Genomic DNA, 23,182 nt, shown 5'->3' with positions numbered 1-23,182 from the left:
TAATTAGAGCTTTAACCCGGCTCTAATTATTATATAATTAGGTTGTACGCTATTGCTTTAGCAACAGCAGCGACTTTATTAGGGACAACTAATTTTTCCATAATATTATTAATGTGGAAATTAACTGTTCTTGTTGAAATGTCCAGTATATTAGCTATTTCAGCAGATGTTTTTCCTTCGCAAGTCCATCTTATTACTTCTACCTCTCGTGTGGATAGGGTTGGGACGATTATTTTATCCTCTTTATTTTTTAAGTTATTGAATGTTTTTATGCATTCATTCGCTAATATTCCTAACATTCCTGCTTTATTAAGTATTTCATTGTGGGAGATAGAGCCTTCTTTTCTAGCCACTGAAAAAATAGATCTTTCTCCATGATAGCTTTTTATTTTAATGGAAATGATATTTTTAATCTCATTTTCATTGGGTTTTTCAATCATAAAATCAGTGTGTTTCGATGTTTTTTCATCGTAAACTGAAGGAAGAGAGAAAATAAAATCACCATTCATTAGTTGATCACTGTCATGATTATCGTCTTTATCATAATTACCTATGGTTTCTGTGTCTAAATTGGTTATTAGAACGTATTTTTTTGTCGTGAATGGATATTTTTCTTCCTGATAAATTGAGTAGAATTCAAAATCCAGATAGTTTATGGCATTTAATATTTTTTTTTCTAATTCTGGTATGGCCTTAGCCTTTTGAATTTCTGATAAAATTTCGTGAAATAAAGTATTCATAAGATTTCTCTCATTAAATAATATTTACAATAGAACTAATTTTATATCAGTAGTATTTTATTCATATAATCAATTGTAAGTAAAAATATTTTAAAAGGGATTGTTTATACTGAAATTTTAAAAGCTATCGTAAGCCTTTGTTCTACCTAAAAAGAATAAGGAATCATGGCTTGAATATCTCCTTTGGTGATATCTTCAGTTTACCATGTTACATAGCACTGCTATGCTTGCAAGCCTAATTTGATTTAATTACAGGTATTTTCATGGCAAAACTTTCTTTTGACTCTATCGAAGCACAGGCAAGTTATGGGGTTGGGTTGCAAGTCGGTCAGCAATTATTGGAGTCTGGTCTGCAAGGTCTGGAACCCGAAGCACTGCTAGCAGGGTTATGTGATGCGTTGGAAAGTCGTTCTCCAGCAGTGCCAGTTGAAACACTGCATCGTGCTTTACGTGAAATGCATGAGCGTGCAGACGGTGTACGCCGCGAACGTCAGCAGGCTATGGCAGAAGAGGGTCAGAAGTTTTTGGCAGAAAACGCTCAGCGTGATGGTGTAAGTACTACAGAATCTGGTTTGCAGTTCTCCGTATTGAAACAAGGTGATGGTGCAATTCCTGCCCATACCGACCATGTACGTGTTCATTATACTGGCCGCTTGATCGACGGTACCGTGTTTGATAGTTCAGTTCAGCGCGGTGAACCAGCTGAATTTCCAGTGAATGGTGTGATTGCAGGATGGATCGAAGCATTGACTTTGATGCCTGTTGGTTCTAAATGGGAACTTTATATCCCACATGATTTGGCTTATGGAGAGCGTGGTGCTGGTGCATCGATTCCACCATACAGTGCATTGATTTTTGAAGTGGAATTACTGGATATTTTGTAATTTTATCCAGGAATATGATCAAAAATAGCCGGTATGTCCGGCTGTTTTTGTTTTGATGATGGTAATAAAATTCTTACAATTCCAATATAAAGCTCAATCGGTAATATAGTCTAAAATGATAACAGGTAACTAACCGCAGAGGTGTATGATGCTAGAACAAATCTGCCAACTGGCCCGGGAAGCTGGCGCAGTTATTATGGCAATTTATCAGGATGAACATCCTTTGAAAGTTGAGCATAAGCAGGATGATTCACCGGTTACTGTTGCTGATATTGCGGCTCATAAAATAATTAAAGCTGGGTTATCCCGTATCGCACCGGAAATTCCGCTGTTGTCGGAAGAAGAGCCTCCGGCTTGGGAGGATAGGCGTGATTGGAAGCGTTATTGGTTAGTTGATCCTTTGGATGGGACTAAGGAATTTATTAATCGTAACGGTGAATTTACGGTGAATATTGCCTTAATTGATGAGGGAGTCCCTGTAATGGGTGTGGTATATGCTCCTGTGCAGGATACGCTTTATTCAGGGCAGGGGCGACAAGCATGGAAAAAAACCTGTGGCGGTCAGTGGTTGCCAATTAAAATTCGTGATGCCAATCCCCCGATGGTGGTCGTTAGCCGCTCTCATATGGATACAGAATTGGAAGATTATCTCAATCAGTTAGGTGAGCACCAGACTGTTTCTGTTGGGTCTTCATTGAAATTCTGCCTGGTGGCTGAAGGAAAGGCGCAACTTTATCCTCGTTTTGGACCAACTTATATCTGGGATACTGCGGCGGGTCATGCTGTAGCAATTGCTGCGGGTGCTCATGTGACAAACTGGAAAGGTCAAACTCTGGATTATACGCCTCGTGAATCATTTTTAAATCCGGGATTCAGAGTAACAATTTTTTAGCGGCGGCTGTTTTTCAGTAAAGATTGTGGTGATAATGGCAAACCAAGACATATTTGCAAGTCGTTATCACCACTAATATTTTTATTGTAATTCTTTACGAACTAATTCAATGACGTGTTTGACTTCGCTACCACTTAATGCCCCTTCTTTGGCAAACTTCGCTACGCCGTTTTTATCCAGGACAATAATGGCAGAACTTTTAGGCTCCAGCTCCCATGCTTTTTTGGCTACGCCATTGCTATCGGCGATAAATTGGGACCATGGAAACTCTTTTTTACTGTCTTCGATACTGCTACGGACAAATGGTCCAGTACCGAATATTGCATCACCGGTATTGATGATAGTGGTTGTTTGATATTTTTCTTTTGAAAAATCAGCACGTTTTATCTCTTCTATCAGTGGAGCATTCATCTCTTTAGCTGCGCTGCGACCTGCAATATGTTGTATGACTCTCACTTTTCCAATCAGTTTTCCACTATCCCAATTTTGGTAGCTAAACTTGTTATTATTGAGTAGCAACTCTCCTTTATCAGAAATACTGACCGCAGGAACTTGTTGTTCCAGGGTAATATTGTGAGCGAATGCTAAAGCGGGAGAGCAAAGTAACGCAGCGTATAACATGAAATTTTTTATCATAATTTTTCCTTTGTAAGTTAATGTGACGATGCACGGGTCTTTAGCATAGCGGTTATTAATGGATTTATCCCTTTAAAGAAGATCAATTTTTTAACATTAAGTAAGACATTAAGTTACATAGTTGTGTATATCTAAACATCTGTCATTTTATGTAAATCAAGTGAATAAAATTAAAAACAGGAGGAACAAAACTCGATAAGTTCAGTCTACTATTGTACATAACGGTGTGGTGTATGTAATTGGTTCACCAAATGTAACCGTAAGAAGCATAAGAGGAAGAAACAGAGATGAAAATTTTTCACCAATATAACCCACTGAAAATTGCTCTCTACGTTAAAACCTTGTTCCGTGGACGTTTATACATTAAAGATATGGGGGCTTTTGAGTTCGATTGCGGTAAAATTTTGCCGCCGAAAGTAAGAGATAAACGCCATTTTAGTGTGATGAGTGAAGTTAATCAGCAGGTGCTACGTTTGCAGGCCGAAATAGGGTAGATAACGAGAATAGGCGAGCAGTAGCATACTGAATAATCTGCGCCACAAGTAAAGTGGCGCTTAATGTGGGAATATTAAACGGCTTAAGATAAATGAGCCGTTTTTATTTATTATCACTGAATGGAGGAGTTTTGTGTTGGGACTGTTGTTGTGTCAGTGATTTTTGTCACTAATAGTTGATCGATTTTGTAGTTATCAATATCGACAACTTCAAACTTATAACCCGCAAATTTGACTGAATCAGTACGTTTTGGGATTTTCCGCAGCCGAAACATCATAAATCCCGCGATGGTTTCGTAGTTGCTGGAGTCAGGGAAGTCATCGATGTCCAATACCCGTTGCACATCATCAATAGGTGTTCCGCCTTCAACCAGCCATGAATTTTCGTCACGGACGACAATCTGCTCTTCCTGTCCCTGACCGACTAAATCACCCATCAGTGTGGTCATAACATCATTGAGAGTAATTACCCCCATTACCAGTGCATATTCATTCAAGATGATAGCGAAATCTTCGCCAGCAGCTTTAAAACTTTCCAATGCATCAGAGAGAGTCAGGGTATCTGGAATGATTAGGGCATTGCGGATCTGAACACCCTTATTGAAGCTTAGACTCTGACCACTTAGAACACGGTTAAGGAGATCTTTTGAATCGACATAACCGATAACATGATCGATATCTCCATCACATATTAGGTACTTGGAATGTGGTTGGGTGGAAACCTGCTGTTTGATACTTTCTTCGCTTTCATTTTTATCAAAATAGACAACACTTTCTCGTGAGGTCATGGCCGAAGGAACAGTGCGAGATTCGAGCTCGAATACGTTTTCAATCAGTTCATGTTCCTGTTTACGGAGGATACCAGCAACAGCGCCGGCTTCTACGACAGCGAAAATATCATCAGATGTGATGTCTTCATTTCGAGCCATCGGAATTTTAAAGATCTTAAAGATAAGATCAGCCAGACCATTAAACAGCCAGACTAATGGGCGGAAAATTGCCAGGCAGAAACGCATTGGGTTAACGATTTTCACTGCGACAGCTTCTGGTTTGATCATGCCGATACGCTTTGGTGTCAGGTCAGCCAGCAAAATAAACAGACTTGTCACAATGGCAAATGAGCAGATAAAGCCTAGTTGTTCTGCCCATTCAGAGCTCATAAATTTAATGAAAAAAGCTTTTAGTGAAGGAGAGAAGGCAGATTCACCGACAACACCGGCCAAAATGGCAACTGCGTTTAGGCCGATTTGCACGACAGTAAAAAACATCCCTGGTGCTTCTTGTAGTTTAAGGACATGGGCGGCGTTGGCATTACCTTCATCTGCCATCAGCTTTAATTTGATCCGCCTTGAGGCGGCAAGAGAAATTTCAGATAACGAAAAAAAGGCGCTTATTGCACACAGTAAAAGCACCACTAATAGACTATTTAACATAAAGTATCCATGTTTTACCCCCCGGTGATAGGGTTGGTTGTCATTGAAAGAACACCGGAGGAAACAGTAAAAATCATATAAAATAAAAAATTACGACAAATACAAAGAGAAACTATTTATTAAGGTAATAATTATAATATTAACTTAAATAAATCGACTAATTTTTATCCGTTTGTGGCAGGCAAACACCAATACCACCTAACCCACAATACCCTTCAGGATTTTTGAACAGATATTGTTGGTGATAGTCTTCTGCAAAATAGAATGGCCCAGCTTCTGTGATTTCTGTCGTAACAGGACGGCTATCTCCTTGTTGTTGCATTGCTTTTTGGAAACGTTCACGACTGAGTATTGCCATTTCATATTGCTGAGGTGACACAGTATAAATTGCGGAGCGGTACTGAGTACCAATATCCCCGCCTTGGCGCATTCCCTGAGCCGGATCGTGGTTTTCCCAGAAAAGCTTTAATAGGTTTTCATAACTATTTTTTGCCGGATCATAAACAATTCTGACAACCTCAGCATGTCCAGTCAGGCCGCTACAGACTTCTTCATAAGTTGGATTCGGTGTGGTGCCACCGCTATAACCTGCGGAGGTCGTGTAAATATCAGGTTGTTGCCAAAATAGACGTTCTACGCCCCAGAAGCATCCCATACCAAAATAGGCAACTTCCATATTTTCTGGAACAGGTTCTATCGCATGGTTGGTGACAACATGGTCAGGTGAAACCTTAAGCGGTTCTATTCTGCCTGGTAATATATTTTGAGAATCAATAGATTGGATCTTGTTAGTTGAAGTTGGCAAAATTCCCTCCCGCAATTATTAGGTTTTCAGAGATTAATAGATTGTATATATTATAAACTTTAATCAAAATAAATTTTATTATAGTCAAATTATTCTGATCAGGTTAGGAGTTCGCGTGTCGAAGTACCCTGTTTTATGTCTTCTTTGTGTGTCTGTCGCAACTCCCATCGCTCATAGTGCTAATCTTCGTCTGAAATTAGAAGGATTAACAGGTAATTTAGAAAAAAATGCTCGGGTTCATCTTTCAACTATCGGTACTGATGAGGTTGCTGCTGATGGCCGTTTCCGCTCTCGCGTAGATAAAGCCATTCGTGAAGGTCTGCGTCCTCTTGGTTATTATGAGCCTATCATTGAATTTACCTATCGGGAAAATAAACCTCCCACTCGTTCGGTGTTAACAGCAAAAGTTATTGTGGGTGAACCTGTGAGGATTGCTGGTGTTAGTGTTGTGTTGGATGGTGGGGCCAAGACAGATGAAGATTATGCCAAACTTGTCAAAAGCAGCAGCCCGAAAAAGGGAACAATTCTTAATCATGGTGAATATGAAAGCTTCAAAAGTTCTCTAACTGGGCTGGCTATTAGAAAAGGTTACTTTGACTCCATCATGAAGAAGAGCCAATTGGGTGTTTCCAAAGAGCGGCATGAGGCATTCTGGGATTTTGATTTTGACAGCGGTGAACGTTATCGCTTTGGTCCGGTACATTATCAAGGTTCACAGATCCGCGAAGATTATCTGGGGAATTTAGTTCCGTTCAAAGAAGGGGATTTTTATACTTCAGAACAACTGGCAGAGCTGAATCGGAGACTGGCAGAAACGGGTTGGTTTAACTCAGCACTAGTGACACCTGATTTTGAAACTGTCAGAAAAAATGGTAATAAGACTCTCCCTCTTGATGCGGTATTAACCCCACGTTCCGGAAACTATGTTGAGCTGGGTGGCGGCTATGGCTCAGATGTAGGGCCACGGGTTAAGGCTAAATGGACAAAACCGTGGCTTAATTCCCGTGGACACAGTCTTAACGCCAGCGCTAACCTTTCTGCGCCCGAACAAATTGTTGATGCCAGCTATAAAATGCCGCTAAAAGCCAACCCGCTGGAGCAATATTATGCATTGCAGGCCGGTTATAAGCGTAAGGATCTCAACGATACTGTGTCAGATACTGCGACGGTGAATCTTTCCCGTAACTGGGATCTTTCTACTGGTTGGCAGTATGGGATTAACATGCGCTGGAGTCTCAGCCACTTTACTCAGGCTGATGTCACTAACACCACAATGTTGTTGTATCCGGGAGTGAATGTTAGTCGTATTCGTCAACGTGGAGGCACAATGCCTTATTGGGGCGATAGTCAGCGTTATTCTATTGATATCTCTGATACTACTTGGGGGTCTGATGTAGATTTTTTGGTATTACAGGCGAAAAACGTTTGGATAAGAACTTACTGGGATAATCACCGCTTTGTTGCCCGAGGCAATCTAGGGTGGATAGAAACTAATGAGTTCCAGAAAGTTCCACCTGATTTACGCTTCTTTGCCGGTGGTGATCACAGCATTAGAGGCTACAAATATCAGAAAATTTCGCCTAAAGATGATAAAGGAAAATTAACAGGGGCATCCACGTTAATAGTAGGTTCGCTTGAGTATCAATATAACGTAACGGGCGATTGGTGGAGCGCGGTTTTTGTCGATACAGGTGAAGCAGTCAATGACATTAAAAACAGCGACTTTAAAACCGGTGTAGGAATTGGTGTGCGCTGGGCTTCTCCTGTTGGCCCCATTAAGTTTGATCTTGCCCGACCGATAGGGGATTCAGAATCCCATGGTATCCAGTTTTACATCGGATTGGGATCTGAATTATGAGATGGATTAAAAAGATCAGTATTGTTTTTTTGCTGACGGTTACTCTGTTGGTTATTACAGTGATTGGGTTGGTAGGAACGCAATCTGGCCTGCATTTTATGATTAATAGTGCTTCCCGTTGGGTGCCTGGACTGGATATAACTAGCGTTAGCGGTGGTTGGCGTGATTTGACGCTGAAAGGTATCAGATATCAGATGCCCGGTGTTGATGTAAATGTGGATCAATTGTACTTTTCATTACGTCTTTCTTGTCTGAAAGACAGCCAGTTATGTATTAATGCATTGACGACGGAAGGTGTGAAAGTTGCGATTAACACTAAACAATTTCCTGTTTCGGAGCAATCATCGCCAGAATCAGAATCTCTGACTGAGCTGAGGACTCCGTATCCGATTTCACTTGATTTGCTCTCTGTTAAAAATGCCATTGTTACCGTAGATGATATGGTAATTGCCTTTGATGAATTCAGAACAGCAGCTCAGTGGCAGCAAAAAGCATTAACTTTTAAACCAACTCAAATCAATAGATTGTTGGTTGGATTGCCAAAAACTACGCCTGAACAATTGAAAACTGTGGAAGCAGCAAAGAACATAAAACAGAAGGTTGAACCGGAAAAGTCGCTGGGAGAAACCCTGAAAAAATTGTTCTCTCAACCATTATTGGCAAAATTACCAGAAGTGCCTATTCCACTGGATATTACTGTTGAAGGGATTAGTGGTAAACAATTACGGCTGACTGGTGATACTAATATCACGGTCAATAATTTATTGCTGCAACTGAGCAATCAAGGACAACAAATTCAGCTCAATAAACTGAATGTTAATACTCCGGAAGGTTCTTTGGCTATTAATGGTTCAGCAACTTTAGCACAGCAATGGCCAGTAAAATTGACAATAAAAAGTGAATTGAATTGGCAAAAGATGCAGAGGCAAAAAGTTGATTTAAAGCTTGATGGTGCCTTGCTGGAACAACTCAACCTGGTTTTGAATTTGTCTGGTCCAGTCAGCGCTAAACTTGATGCCCAAGCAGAATTGGCACAGGCAGGTTTGCCAATGCGTGTAGTGCTTGAAAGTGAGCAATTTAACTGGCCTTTGACCGGAGAACCTGAGTATCAGCTTGATAGTATAAGAATGCGGCTGAATGGTAGGGCTAGTGGTTATGATTTGTCATTGCGTTCGGGTATTAAAGGTAATGAAATTCCACCTGTATTACTTGTGTTGGATGCTAAAGGTAATGAAGAGCAGTTCAGACTGACTCGTTTACGTCTGTCTGCTTTGCAGGGAAGAGCTGAATTAACCGGTGTGGCTGATTGGAGTAAAGCGGTAAGTTGGAATACGGTACTGTCACTTTCTGGGATCAATACTGCGAAACAATGGCCGGAATGGCCAGCCAGAATAGATGGCAAAATTGTTACCCGTGGTAGTTTGCACGGCGGTAGTTGGCAGCTCCATATCCCGGAAATCATACTGGATGGTAATGTTAAGCAGAACTTGGTAAAAGCTAGGGGTAAGATTTCTGGTAATGCTGCTGGTCAGTGGAATATTCCTCAGTTTGAGTTGGCTTTGGGGCGCAATAAAATGAATCTCCAGGGGCAGTTGTCTAAACAATGGAAACTTGATGGTGATATCACTGCACCGAGACTAGATGGCTTATTGCCGGGGCTAGGCGGCGTAGTGAATGGGACACTGAAACTACGTGGTAATATGCAAGCACCGCAGCTTTTAATGGATCTGAATGCTAATGGATTGAGATGGCAGGATCTGCGCATTGATAGTGTAAATGTGAAGGGGAATGTGCGTTCTGCGGAGCAGATCCAAGGTGATCTGGCTGTCAATGTCCGTCAGTTAAAACAAGTTGACTTGATCATCCGTAATCTAACGCTGAATGCCAAAGGTAATGAAAAGAAGCATGACTTACAGCTGAAGATTGATGGTGAACCTGTTTCCGGTCAGCTTGCACTTAATGGTCGTTTTGATCGCAAGCAACAACAATGGAAAGGTAATATCAACAATACCCGCTTTGACACTCCGGTAGGAGAATGGCGTTTAACTAAACCTATTATTGTCGATTACCTCAACCCGCAGCAAAAAGTGACTGTAGGTACTCATTGCTGGCTGAATCCGCATGCTCAGCTGTGTGTACCTAAACCAATTGAAGCTGGTGCTAGCGGCAGCGCATCTATTGTTCTTGAGCGTTTTGATCTCGCCATGATCCAACCATTGTTGGGACCTGAAACACAACTGAAAGGTGTATTTAGTGGTAATGCGGATGTTAAATGGAGTGCGGGACATGGATTGCCTCAAGCTAATGTTAATCTGCGTGGTCGCGAGGTGCAGGTTAAACAGATGGTCGATGGCGTCGCATTACCTGTAGATTTCCAAACCCTGACATTCAATGTAGGCTTGAAGAATGGCACAGCAGAGCTGGGTTGGTTGTTTAAAATTATGGGGAATGGCCAGTTTAATGGTGACGTACAGATTGCAGATCTTGAAGGGTATCGCAAACTATCTGGCAATATAGGTATTCAGGATGTCTCTCTGGCATTGATTAAGCCTATCCTTGGTAAAGGAGATAAGGCTGAAGGTCATTTGAACGCTAATCTGCGCTTGGGGGGGAATGCCAAAAATCCATTGCTGTTTGGCCGACTGGGCCTGAATTCACTACAAGCTTCGGGTCATTGGATTCCATTTGATATTACTCAAGGGCAACTTGGGGTGAATTTTGATGGAGTACGCTCTGCTCTTGAGGGTGTTATTAAAACGCCGAAAGGCCAACTTAACCTGAGCGGTGATGCTGACTGGAATGATTTGGATACATGGCATGCAAGGGTTACCGCTAACGGTAATAAGTTGAGGGTAACTTTTCCTCCAATGGTAAAAATTGATGTTAGCCCTGATCTGGTATTTGAGGCTTCACCTCAGTTGTTGAAACTAGATGGTAATGTTGATATTCCTTGGGCACTTATTACAGTTAAGGAATTACCAGAATCGGCGGTTGAAGTCTCATCGGATGAGGTTATATTGAATGAGAACTTTCAGCCATTAGAAGAAAAAAAAGCATCAATTCCGATTCAAAGTAATTTGACGATTCATATAGGGGAGGATGTTCGCCTCAGTGCTTTTGGCCTTACAGCTCAGCTTAAAGGTGATCTGAAAGTTGCTCAAGATAAGCAAGGTCTGGGTTTGAATGGACAAGTTGATATTCTTGATGGTCGTTTTCGTGCTTATGGGCAGGATTTGATCGTCCGTAAAGGGCTGATTATGTTCTCAGGTCCACCAGATCAGCCATTGCTTAACATTGAGGCTATCCGTAACCCAGAGTCAACCGATGGTGGTGTTATTGCTGGGGTGAGAGTTACTGGTCTGGCAGATAAGCCAAAAGTGGAAATTTTCTCGGAACCTGCTAAGTCACAACAGGAAGCGCTTTCTTACTTATTGCGTGGTGAAGGATTAGAGAACAGTGGCTCTGACAACTCACAAATGACGGCAGTACTGATAGGCTTAGGAGTTGCACAAAGTGGTCAGCTGGTGGGTAAAATCGGTGAAACATTTGGTGTTTCTGACTTGGCGCTAGATACACAGGGGGTCGGAGATAAATCACAGGTAGTTGTTAGCGGAAAGATTACAAAAGATCTGCAAGTTAAGTATGGTGTTGGTATATTTGATTCGTTGGCAACATTAACCTTACGCTATAGGTTAATGCCTAGATTGTATCTGGAAGCAATGTCTGGTATTGATCAGGCATTGGATTTGCTCTATCAGTTTGAGTTTTAAAAATGCGAATTATTGTTTATGGCAGCTTACGGCGCAAACAGGGCAATCATCATTGGATGACTGACGCTCAATGGTTAGGGGATCACAAGCTGGAAGGCTATGAGTTGTACGACCTTGGGCATTATCCTGCGGTAATCCGTGGTGACGGGAGTATTGAGTGTGAGGTATATCGCATCAATTCTACTATCCTGACAGAGTTAGATGATTTGAAAGATAATTCTCGGGAGTATGTAAGGGAATTGATTCAGACACCGTATGGCAGTGCATGGATATATCTTTATCAGTTTCCAGTCGCTGGTTTACGGCGTATAGAAAGCGGTGACTGGCTAAAGCGCCACGAGAAAGAGTAAAGTAGAGTTCCCTTTTAATGCTGAAGGTAAAGGGGCTGTGATATCAAAAACCTCCGTCAGAGATCCTCTGGCAGAGGTTTTTTTAATTAGATAGGCAGAGAAAAATTATTTCTTAGCAGCACGTTCGAAAGAGGAGCTAATTTCTGCTTTAGCAGCTTCGGCATTGTCCCAACCGTCAACTTTAACCCACTTACCTTTTTCCAGATCTTTGTAGTGCTCAAAGAAATGGGTGATCTGAGCACGCAGCAATTCTGGCAGATCGTCCACATCTTTAATGTGATCATATTCTTTGGTCAATTTGCTGTGTGGAACTGCAACCAGTTTTGCATCCTCACCTGATTCGTCAGTCATTTTCAGAACACCAACCGGACGGCAACGGATCACAGAACCTGGTTGCAGTGGGTATGGCGTTGGAACCAGAACATCAACCGGATCACCATCCAGAGACAGAGTGTTGTTGATGTAACCATAGTTGCATGGATAGAACATTGCGGTAGACATAAAACGATCTACAAACAGTGCACCGGATTCTTTATCAACTTCATATTTAATTGGATCTGCGTTGGCAGGGATCTCAATAATGACATAAATGTCTTCAGGCAGTTCTTTCCCTGCCGGTACTGAGTTCAGGCTCATGAAAGTTTCCTTTATTTCAAACCAGAATAGAGAGGGGGCTATTATAGCTGGAATGATGATGAAATCTCATTAAATCTCACTATCTCCAGCACCTTCTCTGTAAAAATTTGCAAAATGAAGAACGGCTGGGAAAACCCCTGCCGTTTGTTCACGGTTAACAGATGAAATTATTCGTCTGGAAATTCAGCCATAAAACTTTCGGCTTTCTCTACCATTGATTTACTGCCAACAAAGAAAGGTACGCGCTGATGCAGTTTGGACGGGACGATATCCAGAATGCGGTTGGCGCCATCACTGGCTTTACCTCCTGCTTGTTCGGCCAGGAATGCCATTGGGTTACATTCATATAGCAGGCGTAATTTTCCTGATGGATGGCTGGCGGTGCTTGGATAAATGTAGATGCCACCTTTCAGTAAATTGCGGTGGAAATCAGCAACTAGTGAACCGATATAACGAGTAGTATACGGTCGTTGAGTCGCTTCATCCTGTTCCTGGCAATATTTGATGTATTTCTTTACCCCCATAGGGAATTTGATGTAGTTCCCTTCGTTGATGGAATACATATTGCCTTTTGGAGGGAACTGTACTTTTTCATGGGACAAGCAGAAAACCCCAAGAGATGGATCGTAAGTAAAGGCGTGCACACCACAGCCGGTTGTATACACCAGCATAGTTGAAGAGCCATAAACAACATACCCAGCGGCGACTTGGCGGTTACCTGGTTGCAGGAAATCTTCTTCAGTGACGGGTTTTCCAACAGGTGTAATACGGCGATAGATAGAGAAGATAGTACCAACGGAAACGTTTACATCAATATTTGAAGAACCATCTAGTGGGTCCATCAAAACAACATATTTTGCATTTTCAGCGCGGTCGCCTTCAAAAATAACGATGTCATCTTCTTCCTCTGAAGCAATACCGGCAACTTCACCGCGTGCTTTCAGTGCTGCTTTGAGTTTTTCGTTAGCATACAGGTCCAGTTTCATCTGCACTTCACCCTGGACGTTGGATACGCCACTGGTTCCTAAGATATCGACTAAACCGGCTTTATTGATATCACGGTGAATAATCTTTGCTCCAAGCTTAATAGCAGAAAGCAATGCAGTGAGTTCACCTGTGGCATGAGAAAAATCGTGCTGCTTTTCGACGATGAATTCGCCTAATGTTTTCATGACGAAAGTCCTGAATGTGATTTGATAGAGGTTTCTGAGTGTCCATTGTACTCTTACGCGGGCAGTTTAGCCAAAGAAAGGGATGATTCATAGGCTATTCCATTTCTTATCTTGCTTTTGATGGTTAGAATAGTGACTAACTTCATGCTATGGAATGGAAAATCAATGCGTATTCATATTCTTGGTATCTGCGGCACTTTTATGGGGGGACTGGCAATTTTGGCACGTTCTCTTGGTCATGAAGTGACGGGTTCAGATACCAATGTTTATCCACCAATGAGTACCTTACTGGAAAAACATGGGATTAGCCTGATTCAGGGATATGACCCGGCACAGCTGGACCCTGTGCCAGATATGGTTATCGTTGGTAATGTTATGAGTCGTGGAAATCCTTGTGTAGAAGCTGTACTGGAACGTGGGCTTCCTTATACTTCAGGTCCGCAATGGTTGCACGACTATGTTTTACCTGAACGTTGGGTTCTGGCAGTTGCAGGTACTCATGGCAAGACAACAACCGCTGGTATGTTAGCCTGGATACTTGAAGCTTGTGGCTATAAACCGGGTTTTTTGATCGGTGGTGTTCCAGGTAATTTTGAAACGTCAGCTCAGATCGGGGGAAGTCCGTTTTTCGTCATAGAAGCCGATGAATATGACAGTGCTTTTTTTGATAAACGTTCTAAGTTTGTTCATTACAGCCCACGTACATTGATTATGAATAACCTGGAATTCGATCACGGCGATATTTTCGGGGATCTAGCTGCTATCCAGAGACAGTTCCATCATCTTGTCAGGATCGTTCCAGGTAGTGGTAAGATTTTTGCTCCAGACAACGATATTAACCTGAAGCAGGTCTTGTCTATGGGGTGTTGGAGTGAATTGGAACAGGTGGGTGAAACTGGTAGCTGGCAGGTAAAAAAGATAAGCACAGACAGCAGCGATTATCGGGTGTTTTATTGCGGAGAGGTTGTTGGAGAGGTGAATTGGTCGTTAGTTGGTGAACATAATATGCGTAATGGGCTGATTGCAATTGCAGCTGCACACCATGTTGGTGTCCAACCTGCGGATGCTTGTCGTGCTTTAAGCGATTTTATTAATGCCCGTCGTCGCCTTGAACTGCGTGGTCAGGAAAATGGCGTTACTGTTTATGACGATTTTGCCCATCATCCGACTGCAATTCTGGCAACACTCGAAGCTCTGCGTAGTAAGGTTGGAGGAACTGCCCGTATTATTACCGTACTGGAACCTCGTTCAAATACGATGAAAATGGGTATAAGTAAGAATGAGATAGCACCAGCATTGGGGCGTGCTGATGAAGTATTCTTATTCCAGCCAGCTAATATTAAATGGCATGTATCGGAAATTGCAGATCACTGTGTTCAGCCTGCGTATTGGAGTGCTGATATTGATTTACTGGTGAATATGATTGTTGATAAGGCGCAGCAGGGGGATCATATTCTGGTTATGAGTAATGGCGGGTTTAGTGATATTCATGAAAAACTACTTTCTCAGCTAAGTAAAAAAGCTTATCAATTCTGAAAATGGCAGCAGGAAAATGAATCGCGCCATGTTGGCGCGTTCATTTAAAGCTCTTGTTCGAAAAACCTCAGGATGGTTCCACGCAGCTGTTCTGCGGTGAAATCTCTGGCAAGCGTAATGAAAATAGTGTCATCACCTGCAATACTGCCGAGTATACCTTCTGCTTTGCCAAGAGAATCCAGTTGACGAGCAATAAGCTGAGCAGCACCAGGGCTTGTGCGAATTACAACTATGGAATGGTTGTGATCAACGTCTAATACTAGATTTTTGATTGGGCTAGTGGCAGTAGGAACACCAAGCTCGGCAGGCAGGCAGTAAACCATCTCCATTTTAGCATTACGGGTGCGAACTGCGCCAAATTTAGTGAGCATTCTGGAAACTTTGGATTGATTAATGTTCTCAAAGCCTTCTTCCAGTAGAGCGGTGACAATTTCACCCTGAGAGCTAAATTTTTCCTCTTTCAATAACGCCTTGAAAGCTTTTATTAAATCTTCCTGTTTAGAGGGAGTACGCATATTCCACCATATTCAATTAATTATGAAGAGCATATTATGCATACGAGTGAATTTTTATGCAATAAAAATGATGATCTTGCTACGTGGAGAAGCGTAAATTAGTCCTATGATAAATAGAAATTCATAAAATATGAATATGATGAGTTTGTTTTATGTAATTGATTATCTGGTAAATACATTGTTAATTAAATGATGTTGTTTAGCATTGTTGTTGGGTATAAGGTATTTAACCGATTTTTTCATAAAATCAAAGAACAATTCTTAAAATAGTGTCCGTTATCTCATTAACAGATAAGCATTTTGTCTAGAATACAGCGACTTCGATGTCCCATTTATTAGAGCATAAGTCCACGATTTGGCTGTTAATAGATTGTTTTTAAAAACGTAGTACTCTATGGTTTGTAACCAGATGAATTCACAGCATTTTAAAGTATAAATGATTTAAGGAGTATCAGGATGAAAGTTGCAGTTCTCGGTGCAGCCGGTGGTATTGGTCAGGCTCTTGCTCTTCTACTAAAAACCCAGCTTCCTTCAGGTTCAGAACTCTCTTTATATGATATTGCTCCAGTTACCCCTGGGGTGGCTGTTGATCTGAGCCATATTCCAACGGAAGTGAAAATTGAAGGTTTTGCTGGTGAAGATGTTACTCCAGCGTTGGAAGGAGCGGATGTTGTATTGATTTCTGCAGGTATTGCTCGTAAACCAGGTATGGATCGTTCAGATCTGTTTAATGTTAACGCGGGTATCGTACGTAACCTGGTAGAACAAGTGGCCAAAACTTGTCCGAAGGCGTTGGTTGGTATTATTACTAACCCAGTTAACACAACTGTAGCTATTGCGGCTGAAGTGCTGAAAAAAGCAGGTGTATATGATAAAAACCGCCTATTTGGTGTAACAACCTTGGATGTTATCCGTTCCAATACTTTTGTTGCTGAATTGAAAGGTAAAAAGCCACAGGAGATTGAAGTACAGGTCGTCGGTGGTCATTCTGGTGTGACGATCCTTCCTCTGTTGTCTCAGATCCCTAGTGTGAGTTTTACTGATGAAGAGTTGGCCGCTCTGACTAAGCGTATTCAGAATGCAGGTACTGAAGTTGTTGAAGCTAAAGCTGGCGGCGGATCTGCAACTTTGTCTATGGGACAAGCGGCTGCTCGTCTGGGTCTCTCTTTGGTTCGAGGCTTACAAGGCGAAAGTAATGTTGTGGAATGTGCCTACGTTGAAGGTGATGGCAAGTATGCCCGTTTCTTCGCTCAGCCGGTTCGTTTGGGCAAAAATGGTGTAGAAGAGCGCTTAGACATCGGTAAGCTGAGTGATTTTGAACAGAAAGCATTGGAAGGGATGTTGGACGTATTGAGAAAAGATATAGAATTAGGCGAAAAATTTATTAATAACTAATTAATATATTTTATAAATAAAAGATATATATCTGTGAAATAATAAAACCGCTGGTATGATAATGACCGGCGGCTTTATTTAACGATTTTAATTCGTTAGCTAATTAATTATTTGTTTGTTCGCGTATTTTCCTTTCTAATAATTCTCCGGTATTTGGATCAAAATAACGACTTGGCCAAATTTCTGAAGGATGTATTTCTAGATAATTTGCAATTATCCATTCTCCCTTTGGCCATGGGCGGGATAGCGCATTAGCCAGTGTAGATGAGCTAAGCCCTGCCTTACGTGATACTTCGGCTAAGGTTGTTCCCCTCTTGCGTAAAGCTGCAATTATGTCAGCAGGATGCCAATCAGATTTCCTTGAAATCATTTTTAATCCTTTTTTTATTAAATTTAATGTTATGTTAGTGGTATAAATAACAGGTATGCATGAGAGCAATAACGAACTTAAACCTGTTATTTAGAAATAAAATAGCATTATTTTTCTAAAAATATTTCCAAATTTTTTCTTAAAAGCTTCTTTTTTGAACTTGGTTACAAAAATAGAGAAACGTGATGAAAAAAGAGTGGTATTCGGCCAAGGAATTAATCGGTGTGGGTGAGTTACCTGGATCACCACAGGGAGTTAATGCCAGAGCAAAACGTGAGGAGTGGAGACGCCAGAAAAGACAAGGTGTACAAGGTAAAGCAGTCGAATATCACTATTCCTGTTTTCCGGAAACGACCATTGCAGAATTGGAACTTCATGAATCACCTTCTGAGTATCAGGTGCAGAAGCAAGATCCTTTATCAGTTTGGGTTGGCGCTTTTCACCAGTTGTCAGAATCTGAGAAACAAGCAGTGATAGCTATGATTTTACGGGATGGTATCAGAAGTTTTTTGGAAAAACTTTCTGTTTATTGACTCATTTCTGGAAAGTAAAAATGCCAACTAACCTGGCTTCTTCTTCATTATCCCGGTGCAAAGTGAGAAGAAAAGTATGAAAAAAGAATGGTATTCAGCTAAAGAGCTGGTTGGTATTGCTGGACTTCCTTCTTCGCCACAGGGAATAAACCTGATGGCAAGGCGGGAAGGATGGGAATATAGACGTAAACGGGGTGTTCAGGGCAAGGCCCTTGAATATCATATGAACAGCTTGCCTGAAGATGTACTTAATGTGTTATCTGTAGGGGAAAGCACAATTGATTACACAAATAAACGGCAAGATCCATTTTTAATCTGGGCTGAGGCTTATTATCAACTGACTAAAGTTGAGAGAGAGAAAATTGTGAAATTTATCTTGCGAGAAGGGCTGGCAAAGCTAATTGGTTATATTGATGTAGGTGTTGAAGACACAGAGAAAAACCTGGATTCAGATTAATTCCAGGTTTTATATCAATAACTAAGAAAGGCGTTGTACGGCAATATGGGCTAACCCCACAAGTGCTTGCTTGTATGGGGAGCTTTTCAGCACCTGCAAAGCAGCAATTGCTTTATCTGCTTCTTCTTCTGCTCGTTTACGGGTGTATTCTAGTGAGCCGCATTGTTTCATTGTTGTCAGTACGGTTTCGAGTAAATAGCGACCATTACCTTTTTCAATTGCTTTACGGATAAGTACCGATTGTTCTGGATTACCATGATTCATAGCGTGTAGTAATGGCAATGTAGGTTTACCTTCATTAAGATCATCACCGGTATTTTTGCCTAATGTGCTGCTATCAGCATCATAATCAAGTAAATCATCAATTAGTTGGAATGCAGTGCCTAAATAACGTCCGTAATTTTGTAAAGCGGTCTCTTGTTCTGGTGTAGCGTTAGAAATAATTGCAGAAGAGTGCGCGGCAACTTCAAATAGCCGAGCTGTTTTACTGTAAATCACCCGCATATAATCATCTTCAGAAATATTGGGGTCATTGCAGTTCATTAACTGTAGAACTTCACCTTCAGCAATAACATTTGTGGCTTCTGACATCAATTTGAGAACCCGCATAGAGTTAAGAGCTGTCATCATCTGGAACGAACGAGTGTATATAAAATCACCAACCAATACGCTTGCCGCATTACCAAAAGTAGCATTGGCCGTTGCTTTGCCGCGTCTCATATCTGATTCATCCACAACATCATCATGCAATAGAGTAGCTGTATGGATAAATTCAATTAATGCGGCAACAGTAATATGCTTATCACCCGGGTAATCCAACGCCCTGGCAGATAGAATAGCAATTATTGGGCGGATGCGTTTTCCACCGCCACTGATTATGTAGTAGCCAAGTTGATTTATAAGAGCAACGTCAGAATTTAACTGACTAAGAATGGCTTCATTTACCGCTGCCATATCATCAGCGGTTAGCTTGATAATAGATTCTAAATTCATGTTTTTTTCGGCTATGAGTTCTAATACAGAGCTGTGTTCATATTAACATTACAATAGTTATCGCTGTGTCTTGATTGTACTCGAAAAACAGTTCAAATAAATGACAATTCATAAACTACGTTTTTTTATCGCCTGCTCTAATTCTGCACTTGTCTTCTTAGGCTTTTTTGCGTAGAATTCGCGCCCTATTATGAATATTTATAGCGCGCTCTGGAATGATATTTAGGGGGCGTGCGGAAAGCGGAGTTTATATGTACGCGGTTTTCCAAAGTGGTGGTAAACAACACCGAGTCAGCGAAGGTCAAACTATTCGCCTGGAAAAGCTGGACATCGCAACAGGTGAAACTGTTGAGTTTGACCAGGTTCTGATGGTCGCTAATGGTGATGACATTAAAATCGGCGCTCCTGTAGTTGAAGGCGTTAAAATCAAAGCTGAAGTAGTTGCTCATGGTCGCGGCGAGAAAATTAAAATTGTTAAGTTTCGTCGTCGTAAACACAGCCGTAAGCAGCAAGGCCATCGTCAGTGGTTCACTGATGTTAAAATCACTGGTATCGCTTAATTAGGAGAGCAGATTAAATGGCACACAAAAAGGCTGGCGGCTCAACTCGTAATGGCCGCGATTCTGAAAGTAAACGTCTGGGTGTAAAACGTTTTGGTGGTGAGTCTGTATTAGCAGGTAGCATCATTGTTCGTCAACGCGGTACTAAATTCCACGCTGGCAGTAACGTTGGTTGTGGTCGCGACCACACTCTGTTCGCACTAGCTGACGGGAAAGTTAAATTCGAAATCAAAGGCCCGAAAAACCGCAAGTTTATCAGCATTGAAGCTGAATAAGTTTTTCGAGTTATAAACCGAATCGGAAGCCCTGCATGTGTTGCGGGGCTTTTTATTATTCTGAATACGCCATCTCTGGGTAAAACAGCCGTCCAGCATTATATGGCTATCATACGGAGAAAAGATATGAAATTTGTAGATGAAGCCAGAATACTGGTTGTTGCGGGGGATGGTGGCAATGGTTGTGTTAGCTTCCGTCGTGAAAAATATATTCCGAAAGGTGGGCCAGATGGTGGAGATGGTGGAGATGGTGGAGATGTTTATCTGTTAGCTGATGAAAATCTCAACACACTGATTGATTATCGTTTTGAAAAATCTTTCCGGGCAGAACGTGGGCAAAATGGTCAAAGCCGAGATTGTACAGGTAAGCGAGGTCAGGATATTACTATCAAAGTGCCTGTTGGTACGCGTATTCGCGATGTGGCAACAGGTGAAGTTCTGGGTGATATGACCCGACATGAGCAACGTTTGATGGTCGCTAAAGGAGGGTTCCATGGCCTTGGTAATACCCGTTTTAAATCTTCTGTTAACCGGGCTCCTCGTCAAAGAACGATGGGTACTTCAGGTGAAACCCGTGAATTGATGCTGGAACTTATGTTGTTAGCGGATGTTGGCATGCTGGGGATGCCAAATGCGGGTAAATCCACATTTATTCGTGCTGTTTCTGCGGCTAAACCAAAAGTTGCAGATTATCCATTTACAACTCTGGTGCCAAGTTTGGGTGTAGTAAGGATGGATAACGAGCAGAGTTTCGTTGTCGCGGATATTCCAGGGCTTATTGAAGGTGCTTCTGATGGCGCTGGCTTGGGCATCCGTTTCTTAAAACATTTGGAGCGTTGCAGGGTGCTATTGCATTTAATCGATATCTGCCCTGTTGATGAATCGGATCCTGTCGAAAATGCTCGGATTATTGTCAACGAGCTACAGCAATATAGTGAAAAATTAGCACGAAAACCACTCTGGTTAGTATTTAACAAAGTTGATCTGTTGGAACCTGAAGAAGTTAAACAGCGTGCACAAGCCATTGTTGATGAATTGGGTTGGGAAGGTGGCTTCTATATGATCTCAGCGATAAATCGTCTGGGGATTAAAGAGCTTTGCTGGAATATTATGGAGTTTATGAAAACTCAGCCTCGTAATATGAATACGACAGAAGGTGAAGTTCAGTCTGAGAAAGTTGAATTCATGTGGGATGATTACCATAAAGAGCAATTAAATCAGGTTTCGGAAACAGACGATGATTGGGATGATGATTGGGACGAAGATGACAACGAAGGCGTTGAGTTTATCTATAAACGCTGATTCTTCCATTCTTTCATTATAATAGTTAAAGGCGCCACATGTTTGTGGCGCTCGTTTTATTAATTGTATTTATATAAATCTTTATACAGTCTGCTTTCAAATCTTACTAAAGGGACCCGTCGGTTTTGGTGTTCTTTTGGCGGTACGGCATAGGCAGAAATAAACTGTACGAAGGCAATTCTTTGACCGTTAGCAGTAGTTATGAAGCCAACGAGATTATAAACTCCTTGCAGGGCGCCTGTCTTAGCTGAAACTTTTCCATTTACTCCTGCTTCATCCAATCCACCCCTATATCTTAGAGTGCCGTCATGACCGGCTAATGGCAGCATAGAAATAAAATCTAATTCTTGATCATGTTGAGCGATAAACTGTAATACTTCCATCATGGTTGTTGGAGTGATCAGATTGTGACGGGATAATCCTGAACCATCTACCATAACGGTGTTTCCCAGTTCGATACTGGCTTTTTGTTTCAATATTTGCCGCACTGCATCAGAGCCTGAACGCCAGGTTCCTGGTACATTAAAATGTTGTCGGCCTATTGTTCGGAATACGGTGTCAGCGATCATATTGTCAGATTTTTTTAGCATGACCTTAAGTAGATCATGTAATGGTGCCGATTGATTCTGAGCTAGAACTTTACTAGGTTCGGTTGGTAAGCTTTGGCGTCTGAGATTGCCTGTTATTTCAATTCCTGCAATTTGTAGTTCGTTTTTGAGGATTGCTCCTGCATAGCTAGTACCATTTTGAATGGCGAAGGCCAATGGTAATGGTTCACTGCGTTGAGTGAGGCATCCGGTTAGCGTAAAACGGTTAAGTTCTCCGGGAACCACATCCAACTCACAATATTGACTTTCAGGTGATCCTTTTGCCAGAGTTTTAACTTCACTGAACATATTCACTGGATAAAAGGATGCGACACGGATAAATGCAGTATCACCGGGATGTTCCGCGCTATATAGTAAAACTGAAAAACAGTTTCGATCGACAATTGCAGCAGCAGGCGGAGCACTAAAACATTGGGTCATGTCGTTCCATACCCAACCGGGGGCTTTATCGTGGCTGGCAAAAGCGGAAATATCCATCAGAAGATCCCCGTCAATTTTTTTCACGCCAGATTGTTGTAGAACAGTAACCATATTACGAAGTTGTTGACGGGTTAGTGTCGGATCTCCAACAAAACGAGCAGTCAAATTTCCTTTCAAAACACCGTTTGAAATTTTGCCATTGCTTTCCAATGTAGTGATAAAGCGATAATCTTTGCCCAATTGTAATAATGCTGCAAGGGCTGTGACAACTTTCAGAGTACTTGCTGGTAGAGCCATTTGCTGGCCGTGATAATCAAGTAATGGTGTGTTGGAGCCGACTTTTTGAGCGATTAATGCTAGATTAGTGCCATTAGGCAAATATTGTGCATATTCCTCAACAGGTGTAGCGCTTGCGTTGGCAATAGTTAAGTACAGACTGGTAACGCAAACTAATCTGCTAGCCATTTTAAAAAAGGACATAAATTTCGCATGTGGATGTGAACATACCACAATACTAAGGCGCAAAGTGGGGAAAAGTAAACGATGAC

At 41.6% G+C, this 23,182-nt stretch carries 23 protein-coding genes; 13 read left to right on the top strand and 10 right to left on the bottom strand.

The genetic code is table 11. From position 1 onward, the window contains the following. Positions 1–29 precede the first annotated feature (29 nt). A complete protein-coding gene (locus BO26_RS07290) occupies positions 30–740 on the bottom strand; it encodes a helix-turn-helix domain-containing protein (protein ID WP_036770477.1) in 711 nt (236 codons plus the stop codon). 263 nt (positions 741–1,003) lie between these two features. Between BO26_RS07290 and BO26_RS07285 the strand changes: the two genes are divergently transcribed. Together BO26_RS07285 and cysQ are read left to right on the top strand one after the other, a co-directional pair. Continuing rightward, positions 1,004–1,624, top strand: a complete 621-nt coding sequence (locus BO26_RS07285) for a BamJ family beta-barrel-assembly machinery protein (protein ID WP_036770475.1) — start codon at positions 1,004–1,006, stop codon at positions 1,622–1,624. 148 nt (positions 1,625–1,772) lie between these two features. Then, positions 1,773–2,516 carry a 3'(2'),5'-bisphosphate nucleotidase CysQ gene (gene cysQ, locus BO26_RS07280; RefSeq protein WP_036770473.1) on the top strand — a complete coding sequence of 248 codons (744 nt, stop codon included), beginning with the start codon at positions 1,773–1,775 and terminating at the stop codon, positions 2,514–2,516. Positions 2,517–2,597: 81 nt separating this feature from the next. Here cysQ and BO26_RS07275 read toward each other — a convergent pair whose 3' ends face one another. After that, positions 2,598–3,152, bottom strand: coding sequence for a YtfJ family protein (locus tag BO26_RS07275; protein ID WP_036770471.1), 555 nt, complete (start codon positions 3,150–3,152; stop codon positions 2,598–2,600). 287 nt (positions 3,153–3,439) lie between these two features. Between BO26_RS07275 and BO26_RS07270 the strand changes: the two genes are divergently transcribed. After that, complete coding sequence (locus tag BO26_RS07270) at positions 3,440–3,646, top strand: DUF1107 domain-containing protein (protein ID WP_015836134.1); 207 nt, start codon at positions 3,440–3,442, stop codon at positions 3,644–3,646. Between the two features lie 113 nt (positions 3,647–3,759). On the opposite strand, the gene paeA is transcribed toward BO26_RS07270, so the two are convergent. After that, the gene (gene paeA / locus BO26_RS07265) at positions 3,760–5,079 is read right to left on the bottom strand and encodes a polyamine export protein PaeA (protein WP_036770468.1); all 1,320 of its coding nucleotides are present in this window, start codon (positions 5,077–5,079) and stop codon (positions 3,760–3,762) included. Positions 5,080–5,236: 157 nt separating this feature from the next. Further along, a complete protein-coding gene (msrA, locus tag BO26_RS07260) occupies positions 5,237–5,884 on the bottom strand; it encodes a peptide-methionine (S)-S-oxide reductase MsrA (protein WP_036770463.1) in 648 nt (215 codons plus the stop codon). A 115-nt stretch (positions 5,885–5,999) separates the two neighbouring features. Here msrA and tamA point away from each other — a divergent pair, with 115 nt between their 5' ends. Genes tamA through BO26_RS07245 form a run of 3 tightly spaced genes read left to right on the top strand, consistent with a single transcriptional unit; the run spans position 6,000 to position 11,862 of the window. After that, the gene (gene tamA, locus BO26_RS07255; protein WP_036770462.1) at positions 6,000–7,742 is read left to right on the top strand and encodes an autotransporter assembly complex protein TamA; all 1,743 of its coding nucleotides are present in this window, start codon (positions 6,000–6,002) and stop codon (positions 7,740–7,742) included. Further along, the gene (gene tamB / locus BO26_RS07250) at positions 7,739–11,512 is read left to right on the top strand and encodes an autotransporter assembly complex protein TamB (RefSeq protein ID WP_036770460.1); all 3,774 of its coding nucleotides are present in this window, start codon (positions 7,739–7,741) and stop codon (positions 11,510–11,512) included. Before tamA ends, tamB begins: the two co-directional genes overlap by 4 nt. A gap of 2 nt (positions 11,513–11,514) precedes the next feature. Beyond that, complete coding sequence (locus BO26_RS07245) at positions 11,515–11,862, top strand: gamma-glutamylcyclotransferase family protein (protein ID WP_036770457.1); 348 nt, start codon at positions 11,515–11,517, stop codon at positions 11,860–11,862. Between the two features lie 105 nt (positions 11,863–11,967). On the opposite strand, the gene ppa is transcribed toward BO26_RS07245, so the two are convergent. Both ppa and fbp read right to left on the bottom strand, forming a co-directional pair. Next, positions 11,968–12,498 carry an inorganic diphosphatase gene (gene ppa / locus BO26_RS07240; RefSeq protein WP_036770455.1) on the bottom strand — a complete coding sequence of 177 codons (531 nt, stop codon included), beginning with the start codon at positions 12,496–12,498 and terminating at the stop codon, positions 11,968–11,970. 167 nt (positions 12,499–12,665) lie between these two features. Beyond that, positions 12,666–13,670, bottom strand: a complete 1,005-nt coding sequence (gene fbp, locus BO26_RS07235) for a class 1 fructose-bisphosphatase (protein ID WP_036770453.1) — start codon at positions 13,668–13,670, stop codon at positions 12,666–12,668. 165 nt (positions 13,671–13,835) lie between these two features. On the opposite strand from fbp, the gene mpl reads away from it, so the two are divergent. Further along, entirely contained in the window at positions 13,836–15,206 is a 1,371-nt protein-coding gene (gene mpl, locus BO26_RS07230; protein ID WP_036770445.1) for a UDP-N-acetylmuramate:L-alanyl-gamma-D-glutamyl-meso-diaminopimelate ligase, read from the top strand. A gap of 44 nt (positions 15,207–15,250) precedes the next feature. Here the strand turns inward: mpl and argR are convergent, their stop codons facing one another. After that, positions 15,251–15,721: a transcriptional regulator ArgR gene (gene argR / locus BO26_RS07225; RefSeq protein ID WP_036770442.1), complete on the bottom strand. Its 471-nt coding sequence runs from the start codon at positions 15,719–15,721 to the stop codon at positions 15,251–15,253. Positions 15,722–16,177: 456 nt separating this feature from the next. On the opposite strand from argR, the gene mdh reads away from it, so the two are divergent. Further along, positions 16,178–17,116: a malate dehydrogenase gene (mdh, locus tag BO26_RS07220; RefSeq protein ID WP_036770441.1), complete on the top strand. Its 939-nt coding sequence runs from the start codon at positions 16,178–16,180 to the stop codon at positions 17,114–17,116. Between the two features lie 103 nt (positions 17,117–17,219). Here the strand turns inward: mdh and BO26_RS07215 are convergent, their stop codons facing one another. Continuing rightward, complete coding sequence (locus tag BO26_RS07215; RefSeq protein WP_036770439.1) at positions 17,220–17,486, bottom strand: helix-turn-helix domain-containing protein; 267 nt, start codon at positions 17,484–17,486, stop codon at positions 17,220–17,222. A 185-nt stretch (positions 17,487–17,671) separates the two neighbouring features. On the opposite strand from BO26_RS07215, the gene BO26_RS07210 reads away from it, so the two are divergent. Together BO26_RS07210 and BO26_RS07205 are read left to right on the top strand one after the other, a co-directional pair. Continuing rightward, positions 17,672–18,019, top strand: a complete 348-nt coding sequence (locus tag BO26_RS07210; protein ID WP_036770436.1) for a DNA-binding protein — start codon at positions 17,672–17,674, stop codon at positions 18,017–18,019. 76 nt (positions 18,020–18,095) lie between these two features. Further along, positions 18,096–18,476: a DNA-binding protein gene (locus BO26_RS07205; protein ID WP_036770434.1), complete on the top strand. Its 381-nt coding sequence runs from the start codon at positions 18,096–18,098 to the stop codon at positions 18,474–18,476. Between the two features lie 21 nt (positions 18,477–18,497). On the opposite strand, the gene ispB is transcribed toward BO26_RS07205, so the two are convergent. Beyond that, positions 18,498–19,469, bottom strand: a complete 972-nt coding sequence (ispB, locus tag BO26_RS07200; protein WP_036770432.1) for an octaprenyl diphosphate synthase — start codon at positions 19,467–19,469, stop codon at positions 18,498–18,500. Between the two features lie 251 nt (positions 19,470–19,720). Between ispB and rplU the strand changes: the two genes are divergently transcribed. From rplU to cgtA, 3 genes are all read left to right on the top strand, one after another. After that, the gene (gene rplU / locus BO26_RS07195; protein WP_011148618.1) at positions 19,721–20,029 is read left to right on the top strand and encodes a 50S ribosomal protein L21; all 309 of its coding nucleotides are present in this window, start codon (positions 19,721–19,723) and stop codon (positions 20,027–20,029) included. Positions 20,030–20,046: 17 nt separating this feature from the next. Next, a complete protein-coding gene (rpmA, locus tag BO26_RS07190) occupies positions 20,047–20,304 on the top strand; it encodes a 50S ribosomal protein L27 (protein ID WP_036770429.1) in 258 nt (85 codons plus the stop codon). Between the two features lie 126 nt (positions 20,305–20,430). Next, the gene (gene cgtA / locus BO26_RS07185; protein WP_036770427.1) at positions 20,431–21,606 is read left to right on the top strand and encodes an Obg family GTPase CgtA; all 1,176 of its coding nucleotides are present in this window, start codon (positions 20,431–20,433) and stop codon (positions 21,604–21,606) included. A 59-nt stretch (positions 21,607–21,665) separates the two neighbouring features. Here the strand turns inward: cgtA and dacB are convergent, their stop codons facing one another. Then, positions 21,666–23,114 carry a serine-type D-Ala-D-Ala carboxypeptidase gene (dacB, locus tag BO26_RS07180; protein WP_036770516.1) on the bottom strand — a complete coding sequence of 483 codons (1,449 nt, stop codon included), beginning with the start codon at positions 23,112–23,114 and terminating at the stop codon, positions 21,666–21,668. Between the last annotated feature and the right edge of the window lie 68 nt (positions 23,115–23,182).

It is taken from the genome of Photorhabdus australis DSM 17609, assembly GCF_000711895.1.
GTDB classification, from domain to species: domain Bacteria; phylum Pseudomonadota; class Gammaproteobacteria; order Enterobacterales; family Enterobacteriaceae; genus Photorhabdus; species Photorhabdus australis.
Note: the sequence above shows the minus strand (reverse complement) of the source record. Positions and strands in the feature narration are given on the sequence as shown.